Origin of the sequence: Staphylococcus croceilyticus, assembly GCF_002902575.1 — a bacterium.
Lineage (GTDB): Bacteria > Bacillota > Bacilli > Staphylococcales > Staphylococcaceae > Staphylococcus > Staphylococcus croceilyticus.
Window position 1 is genome coordinate 39,289 of sequence record NZ_PPRD01000012.1, and the last position, 6,158, is coordinate 45,446.

The 6,158-nt window shown below is 32.2% G+C and carries 9 protein-coding genes; 4 read left to right on the forward strand and 5 right to left on the reverse strand.

The annotated features are described in order from the left end of the window. Positions 1-2 precede the first annotated feature (2 nt). A complete protein-coding gene (locus CD128_RS02885) occupies positions 3-692 on the reverse strand; it encodes a DUF1129 family protein (protein ID WP_103328580.1) in 690 nt (229 codons plus the stop codon). Between the two features lie 128 nt (positions 693-820). Here CD128_RS02885 and CD128_RS02890 point away from each other — a divergent pair, with 128 nt between their 5' ends. From CD128_RS02890 to CD128_RS02905, 4 genes are all read left to right on the forward strand, one after another. Then, positions 821-1,270 (forward strand): GNAT family N-acetyltransferase, encoded by a 450-nt coding sequence (locus tag CD128_RS02890; RefSeq protein ID WP_103328581.1) that lies wholly within the window; start codon positions 821-823, stop codon positions 1,268-1,270. Positions 1,271-1,337: 67 nt separating this feature from the next. Beyond that, positions 1,338-1,838, forward strand: coding sequence for an SA0632 family lipoprotein (locus CD128_RS02895; RefSeq protein WP_103328582.1), 501 nt, complete (start codon positions 1,338-1,340; stop codon positions 1,836-1,838). Between the two features lie 235 nt (positions 1,839-2,073). Beyond that, positions 2,074-2,370: a hypothetical protein gene (locus CD128_RS02900; protein WP_103328583.1), complete on the forward strand. Its 297-nt coding sequence runs from the start codon at positions 2,074-2,076 to the stop codon at positions 2,368-2,370. A gap of 106 nt (positions 2,371-2,476) precedes the next feature. Further along, positions 2,477-3,019, forward strand: coding sequence for a GNAT family N-acetyltransferase (locus CD128_RS02905; protein ID WP_103328584.1), 543 nt, complete (start codon positions 2,477-2,479; stop codon positions 3,017-3,019). 104 nt (positions 3,020-3,123) lie between these two features. Here CD128_RS02905 and CD128_RS02910 read toward each other — a convergent pair whose 3' ends face one another. The 4 genes from CD128_RS02910 to CD128_RS02925 form a co-directional block, all read right to left on the reverse strand. Next, positions 3,124-3,690: an LOG family protein gene (locus CD128_RS02910; protein WP_103328585.1), complete on the reverse strand. Its 567-nt coding sequence runs from the start codon at positions 3,688-3,690 to the stop codon at positions 3,124-3,126. Continuing rightward, positions 3,687-4,148: a YaiI/YqxD family protein gene (locus tag CD128_RS02915; protein WP_103328586.1), complete on the reverse strand. Its 462-nt coding sequence runs from the start codon at positions 4,146-4,148 to the stop codon at positions 3,687-3,689. Before CD128_RS02915 ends, CD128_RS02910 begins: the two co-directional genes overlap by 4 nt. Before the next feature lie 4 nt (positions 4,149-4,152). Next, the gene (locus tag CD128_RS02920; RefSeq protein ID WP_103328587.1) at positions 4,153-4,827 is read right to left on the reverse strand and encodes a hypothetical protein; all 675 of its coding nucleotides are present in this window, start codon (positions 4,825-4,827) and stop codon (positions 4,153-4,155) included. 168 nt (positions 4,828-4,995) lie between these two features. Continuing rightward, positions 4,996-5,865 (reverse strand): undecaprenyl-diphosphate phosphatase, encoded by an 870-nt coding sequence (locus CD128_RS02925; RefSeq protein WP_103328588.1) that lies wholly within the window; start codon positions 5,863-5,865, stop codon positions 4,996-4,998. Positions 5,866-6,158: the final 293 nt, after the last annotated feature.

Genomic DNA, 6,158 nt, shown 5'->3' on the forward strand with positions numbered 1-6,158 from the left:
TCTTATAAGACGGTATTTGAATCTTGGTTGCCAAAATGATGTTCAATATAAAAAGCAATAGGCGTAATAATGAGTGACATAATAATAAAAGCCCAATTACTAATACGAACATATGGACCAAAATTTAAAAACGATTGCGGAATAAAAATAACATAAAATAGTGCAATAATTAACAAAATAATGAGTCCATAATTAAACACCCATATCCAGTGGGAATTATTAAAACTCTGCAATTGGACCGTTTTAAATATGACGAGAATGAATAAAAATATAATAAAAATACTAACAATTACAGTAAGCGGAAATGAATATAAATAAACATCATTGTTATCTCCACCGATAAAGAAACCGATGAACCCTTTGAAGAAGCAAAATATACCGATTAGAAACATAAAATTATGAAAAATATACTTAAAAATATTTTGAAATGTTTCATTTGGTAACGATTTAATTTCTTTCTTCGCATGTGCCTCAGGATCATGGTTGAAATATTCTAAAGCCAATGTTCCTTTTTGTTCAGCAGCAAGTAATTCCTTTAAAATACGATTAAGCATGATTTCACTATCGTGTGGATTAACACGTAAATCAGCACGAACGTATGTCATGTAGTTTTCAAAAATTTCTCTATCTGTATTATTTAGGCGTAATGATTTAACATTATTTTCACGTGCTAACTTGGCAGTGGATTTCATTTGTCATTTAATCTCCCTTAACGTCTAAACTTTTTTAAATTTAAAAAAATAGGTTAATATATGTTAAATATGGATAATCATATCATAGTTAAGTATAGAATATAATCTGAAAATAGAGGATAAAGTTTATGCAAAAGTTAATGATTGAAGATACAAAGTGGATTGAAAAGATTGCGAGACTTCATGAATATTATTTAGAGCAACGTGAAGTAGATTATAATGCTACACGTATGTCGATTGCTTTACGACAAGAAATGATTACTCGAAGGCTTCAGTATAGTGATGATATGATACTTATAGAAATTGATGGCCAAGCCTCACAGTTAATTGCTTTTATTTGGGGGCATTACGAAAAAAGTTTTGGTACAGTAATAACAGAAATGTTATATACGAGTCCTCATTTTCGAGGGAAAGGCTATGCCAAACAGTTAAAATTGCAACTAGAGCGATGGGCGGTTGATCAAGGTGCTTCAGCGATAGAAGGGACAGTAGACGCTAAAAATGAAGAAATGATTCATATTAATAAAGCGAGAGGGTATGAAGTCAGCCATCTCAAGATGCGTAAAGACTTGAGGTAATCCGATGAACAGATTTTTAATTCGTGTTAAAATAAGATGTATTGACTTGTAATTAAAGGAGACAAACATGAAGAAATGGTTAGTACTTTTGCTATCTGCAACACTCATGTTATCTGCATGTGGTAAGAGTGACGAAAGAGCATCATTAGAACATGATATTAAGCAATTGAAAAAAGAAAATGATGAGTTGAAAGATCAGAAAAAAGATTTAGAAAAACAAAAAGAAAAATTGAATGAGCAACGTGAAAAATTAGAAAAAGACGTGGACCATTCGGTAGCGACTGAATCAGCTAAAAAAGAAGACGATAGTAAAGAGAGCGATAATTCGGAGGATTCTTCAGATAGTTCAAGTAAAGATTCTAACGACGCATCAGCCTCAAAATCTTCTCAAGACACTCAAAGCAATGATTCATCTGAAACATCATCAGATGAGAATTCAAACGCTCAAAATACGAATAATAACGGGGATAAGTCTAATTCCAACAGTAGTAATGAAACGAGCGATTCTACTCAAAATACAACTTCTGATAATAACTCAACTGAAGATGATCAATCAACATCTAATTAACACCTTCATTTATTATTGATGAACGATATAAGCCTGATATGTAAAAAGTTTGATTATAATTGAGGTAGGGTAAAAGTAAGGCAAATGCTTACATTTTCAAATACAACTCGTACATAATAAAAAATCGTATTAATAAATGATGTATATATGTAGTTATGAATTATTAGTCATAATGAAATGTTATGAACTAAGCTAGTTATAATTTTAAATTAAAACAATATTGGAGAGATGACTTATGCATGAACAAGATTTTCACATTTTAGAAGGCCGCGATATTACATTGCCAGAATTAGGTCGTGAGATTGAAAATATTACTGGTCGTACAATTGTAGACTCTACTGGTGAAATTAAACGTGTGGTAGCACATTTACCAAACTTTGAATCAGATACAGATACATTTGTAGCAACATTCAAATTAAATCACCGCAATGATTTTATAGATGCTACATTTATTGCTCCGAAAAATCAACGTGACCGATTAAAAGAAATTCCGGTCCACATTAAACTTATCAGCTATATTTCAAGAGCTTAATCAAGAAATTTTAATAAAATGAAGTATAAGTAAAGTGTGTTATGGACCCTTCAACCATATCGCACTTTTTTAATAATTGTATTTTCTCTGTATTGAGGTGGTCGTAATGGTAGTTTATATTGAGACAGAAAGATTAAAATTACGCGATTGGGAACAAGACGATTTATTACCTTTTCAAAAAATGAATGCCAATCCACAAGTGAGACGTTATTTCTCAAGTTTATTAAGTTATCGTCGTTCCGAATTAGATATGAAGAAAATGGACGACATACTCAAAGAAAAGGGCATCGGATTATTTGCAGTCGAACTTAAAGAAACGGGAGAATGGCTAGGGTATATCGGCGTGAATTATCTGCCTAAAGATAGTAAATATCCGTTCGATGAGTTACCGTTATATGAAATTGGTTGGCGTCTTATTCCAGAAGTTTGGGGTAATGGTATTGCGACAGAAGGTGCGGAAGCCGTACTCGAATTCGCAAAAGAAAAAGGCATAGAAGAGGTATATAGCTTTACAGCTGAAGAGAATTTGCCTTCTAAAAAAGTAATGGAAAAAATTGGTATGACCTTTTACGACAACTTTGAATTACCAGAATTAAGTAAATACCATTTGTTAAAGCGACAAATACGTTATTATAAAAAATTATTTTAATAAAAAAAGCGACATTAGAAGAGGCTGGGACGACGAATTTAAAAAGAATTCTGTCCCCCTCCCATCCTCAATGTCGCTTAATTATTTACTTTATGGTTGCCTAATTAGTCGTATGTACGAACACCTAAAGGTTTATAGTTTAATAATCCCTCAATTAATTCTTCTTTGGTATCATAAAGAGGCGCTAAATCTTTATATTTTTTATCAATAAAGCCTTCACCAATCATATGAGCAATCAATTGTTGAAGCGGTTCAAAAAAGCCATTTAAATTGAAAACGCCGATAGGTTTTTGGTGAATTCCAATTTGAGCCCAACTATACATTTCAAAGAATTCTTCAAGCGAGCCTGCACCACCAGGCGCCATCACAAAGGCGTCCGCTAATTCCGTCATTTTTTCTTTACGCTGATGCATGGAATCCACTAGAATCAATTCACTTACTTTTTGACTCGTAATTTCACGTTCATCCAACATTTTAGGCATGACACCAATTGCATGCCCGCCATGATCTAACACACCATCTTGAATAGCGCCCATAATACCTACTGAACCAGCGCCAAACACTAATTCATAACCTTGTTCAGCCATATACTTACCAAATTGATAGGCTTCTTCAACGTAAATAGGATCATTTCCTTTACTTGCCCCACAATATACTGCAATACGTTTCATATTGTATCCTCCTTTAATTGTTGAATAACTTGCTTGAATGCTACTTTAAACTGTCGTTTATCTTCTTTTGAAAATGGGGGAGGCCCTTTGTGTCGCCCACCTTGATGTCTAATAAGTGCATTATTATAACGTTGTTGTAACAACATATCTATATTTTGATTATCATAAATATGGCCTTTATGATGCATCACCAGTCGAACTTTAGATAATAGCAAACTGGCAAGACCATAATCTTGTGTAATTACAATATCGTTCGATGTGGCTAATTGAATGATTTTATAATCTACGGCATCAGGACCATCATCTATGTACAACGTCTTCACATGTTCAGGATAAATCTTATTTGAAAAGTGACTAAAACTACGTAAAATCGTAACAAAAATGCCTGTCCCAGCCGTTAATTCAATAACTGAATCGACTACTGGACAAGCATCACCATCAATAAATACTGTTGTCATAAAATTATGCCTTAGTATAATCTTCTTCTTTATTTTGAGTTGCTACACTATCAGCATCATAATCTTTAAGTTTTTTCATTTCTTTGATGCGTGCTTTTTCTTGTTGTTTTTGAAGTTTCTTCTCTTCTTTATGACGTTTATCAATATTTTTTTGAAGTTTTTTATTTAATTTGTTAACTTCTTTTTTATTTTCTTTTTCTAGCTTTTCGCCTTTTTTCTCAGTTTCATCATCAAGTTTACCAGGTGTTAAGCCAACTTTTTCTTGATATTTTTGAGTTTTCTTCAATTCTTTAATACGTTGTTTCTCATTTTTTTCACGTGCTTTATCTTCTTCTTTGTGGCGTTGTTCAATATTTTTTTGAAGCTTTTTATCCATTTTGTCAGCTTCTTTACGATTTTTCTTCGCTAATTTTTCGCCTTTTTTTTGAATGTATTTTGGATCATTTTCTTTCGCGATTTTTTTCAATTCACGTTTATTATCGAATTCTTGTTTTTTATCACCAAAATAATCTTTAACACCTGAAGCTTTATCAGCAATCGCATGTGAAGCATTTGATGTGGCGTGTGAAGCTTTTTGAACGTCAGGATGAGACTTAATGCGTTTACGTTCCACAATTAGTGGCACAAGAAAAATTGGTAATACATTAATCGTTGTTTTAATGATCGTCTTTTTGTCCATACTCGTTGCCTCCATTAATTTTACTATATCTCTTCAATACCCTATGATACATGAAAGTAAACGGTGGCACTAGCGGAAACACTTGTTGTTGTGAAGACTTTAAAAATAAAAAAAGAACAAGAAATCATATTATGAAAACAGATTTCTTGTCCTCGCTTTAAGATGAAATTAAATATGTTTACCAATTCCGAAACCGAAATAAAGAATTGCGATAAAGATAACTAACACAATTCGATAAATAGCGAACGGAATTAATTTAACTTTATTAATTAAGTGTAAGAATGTTTTAATAGCAATTAAACCAACAATGAATGCAGCTAAGAATCCGATTAAGTAGAATGGTATATGTGCAAGTTCAATGTATTGTATGTTTTTAACTAATGATAATGCACTTGCTGCTAACATAATTGGCACAGCCATAATAAATGTGAAATCTGAAGCCGATTTATGGTCTAATTTCATAAGTACACTTGTTGAAATTGTAGAACCAGAACGACTGAAACCAGGCCACATTGCTACTGCTTGTGAAATACCAATTACGAATGCTTGAAGGTACGTAATTTGGTCCACAGTTTGTGGGTTCTTAACTTTAGTGCTAAATCTATCTGCTACAATCATGTAAATAGCACCAAGGAATAAACCAATCATAACAGTTGGAACACTGAATAGATGCTCTTCAATAAAGTCGTCGAATAAGACACCTAAAATACCTGCTGGAATCATCCCAACTAATACGTGTAATAAGTTTAAACGACGTGGTTTAGAACGAAACTCTTCATTAATAGAAGAATGTCTATATTTACCAATATGTAACATTTCGAAATAACGCTCACGGAAGACCCAAGCTGCCGCAAATACAGAACCTAATTGGATTACAACTTTGAAAGTGAAAGCTGAATGAGGGCCTAGAAATTCAGTTGATTTTAACCACATATCATCAACTAGAATCATATGTCCCGTTGAAGATACTGGCGCAAACTCAGTTAACCCTTCAACGATACCTAGGATTAAAGCCTTGATAAACTCAATAATAATCATAAGTAACCTCTTTCTTTTATTAAAAAATTAAATTTTTGTAGTCTTAAAATATATTGTTGTCAAAATTCACTTTATTATAATATCATATTAAATTAAAGCTTTGCTAATGATATTAAAGTAGAACACGCCAATTATCATAAAAAATAGAAAGAGAAAATAATTTTTTATGATGTAAGTGCTACCTTTAAATTTCATTAAGCTACAAAATATTTTTAACACTCACTTAATAACTTATATTTAATAACCTCTTCACTACAACAGACTAAAGTATGAAATCTGCATATATTTAAAAC

Bases quoted from the DNA above. Each gene is read 5' to 3' on its own strand.
- CD128_RS02885 (WP_103328580.1), bottom strand. From the start codon at position 692: ATGAAATCCACTGCCAAGTTAGCACGTGAAAATAATGTTAAATCATTA.
- CD128_RS02910 (WP_103328585.1), bottom strand. From the start codon at position 3,690: ATGAAACGTATTGCAGTATATTGTGGGGCAAGTAAAGGAAATGATCCT.
- CD128_RS02915 (WP_103328586.1), bottom strand. From the start codon at position 4,148: ATGACAACAGTATTTATTGATGGTGATGCTTGTCCAGTAGTCGATTCA.
- CD128_RS02900 (WP_103328583.1), top strand. From the start codon at position 2,074: ATGCATGAACAAGATTTTCACATTTTAGAAGGCCGCGATATTACATTG.
- CD128_RS02890 (WP_103328581.1), top strand. From the start codon at position 821: ATGCAAAAGTTAATGATTGAAGATACAAAGTGGATTGAAAAGATTGCG.
- CD128_RS02905 (WP_103328584.1), top strand. From the start codon at position 2,477: ATGGTAGTTTATATTGAGACAGAAAGATTAAAATTACGCGATTGGGAA.
- CD128_RS02925 (WP_103328588.1), bottom strand. From the start codon at position 5,865: ATGATTATTATTGAGTTTATCAAGGCTTTAATCCTAGGTATCGTTGAA.
- CD128_RS02895 (WP_103328582.1), top strand. From the start codon at position 1,338: ATGAAGAAATGGTTAGTACTTTTGCTATCTGCAACACTCATGTTATCT.
- CD128_RS02920 (WP_103328587.1), bottom strand. From the start codon at position 4,827: ATGGACAAAAAGACGATCATTAAAACAACGATTAATGTATTACCAATT.